The organism is Sporosarcina sp. ZBG7A (assembly GCF_000813425.1).
GTDB lineage: Bacteria > Bacillota > Bacilli > Bacillales_A > Planococcaceae > Sporosarcina.
The window spans coordinates 1-858 of record NZ_JWIB01000077.1 but is presented as its reverse complement, the minus strand read 5'-3'; the positions used below and the strand labels follow the sequence as shown (position 1 = coordinate 858).

General features: G+C 51.9%; 8 tRNA genes. All 8 read left to right on the top strand.

The window, feature by feature from the left end:
- The first annotated feature begins 50 nt into the window (after positions 1-50).
- The 8 genes from RL70_RS17125 (at position 51) to RL70_RS17090 (ending at position 811) form a co-directional block, all read left to right on the top strand.
- Positions 51-132: transfer RNA gene (locus tag RL70_RS17125), tRNA-Leu, on the top strand.
- Between the two features lie 8 nt (positions 133-140).
- Positions 141-215: transfer RNA gene (locus tag RL70_RS17120), tRNA-Gly, on the top strand.
- A gap of 38 nt (positions 216-253) precedes the next feature.
- A tRNA-Arg gene (locus RL70_RS17115) sits at positions 254-330 on the top strand.
- A gap of 26 nt (positions 331-356) precedes the next feature.
- Positions 357-433: transfer RNA gene (locus RL70_RS17110), tRNA-Pro, on the top strand.
- Positions 434-444: 11 nt separating this feature from the next.
- Positions 445-520 (top strand) — tRNA-Ala (locus tag RL70_RS17105).
- Positions 521-542: 22 nt separating this feature from the next.
- A tRNA-Met gene (locus RL70_RS17100) sits at positions 543-616 on the top strand.
- 6 nt (positions 617-622) lie between these two features.
- A tRNA-Ile gene (locus RL70_RS17095) sits at positions 623-699 on the top strand.
- 19 nt (positions 700-718) lie between these two features.
- A tRNA-Ser gene (locus tag RL70_RS17090) sits at positions 719-811 on the top strand.
- The last annotated feature ends 47 nt before the right edge of the window (positions 812-858 follow it).

Below are 858 nucleotides of genomic sequence, written 5' to 3'. Positions count from 1 at the left end.
CCTGCATGGCTCACCATTTATTTAAAATGTTTATAGAACTACAATAATATGCGGGTGTGGCGGAATTGGCAGACGCGCTAGACTTAGGATCTAGTGCCTTCGGGCGTGGGGGTTCAAGTCCCTTCACCCGCATCACATATGCGGAAGTAGTTCAGTGGTAGAATACGACCTTGCCAAGGTCGGGGTCGCGGGTTCGAATCCCGTCTTCCGCTCCACTGTAATTCACTACGCATGACTTATAGGTATTATATATGCGCCCGTAGCTCAATTGGATAGAGCGTCTGACTACGGATCAGAAGGTTGTGGATTCGACTTCTGCCGGGCGCGCCATTTTTTATAAACGTTATATTTAGACTCGGGAAGTAGCTCAGCTTGGTAGAGCACTTGGTTTGGGACCAAGGGGTCGCAGGTTCGAATCCTGTCTTCCCGACCATCTTTTAAAGAGGGGCCTTAGCTCAGCTGGGAGAGCGCCTGCCTTGCACGCAGGAGGTCAGCGGTTCGATCCCGCTAGGCTCCACCAAAATCATTACAATCCATTTCTTGGCGGCGTAGCTCAGCTGGCTAGAGCGTACGGTTCATACCCGTGAGGTCGGGGGTTCGATCCCCTCTGCCGCCATCCAAAGGACCTTTAGCTCAGTTGGTTAGAGCAGACGGCTCATAACCGTCCGGTCGCAGGTTCGAGTCCTGCAAGGTCCACCAGTATTGCTTATCAACGCACGGAGGTATACCCAAGTTCGGCTGAAGGGATCGGTCTTGAAAACCGACAGGGGTGTCAAAACCCGCGGGGGTTCGAATCCCTCTACCTCCTCCATTTTTACTTCTTATGTTACTTGAATATTATTATCGCGGGGTGGAGCA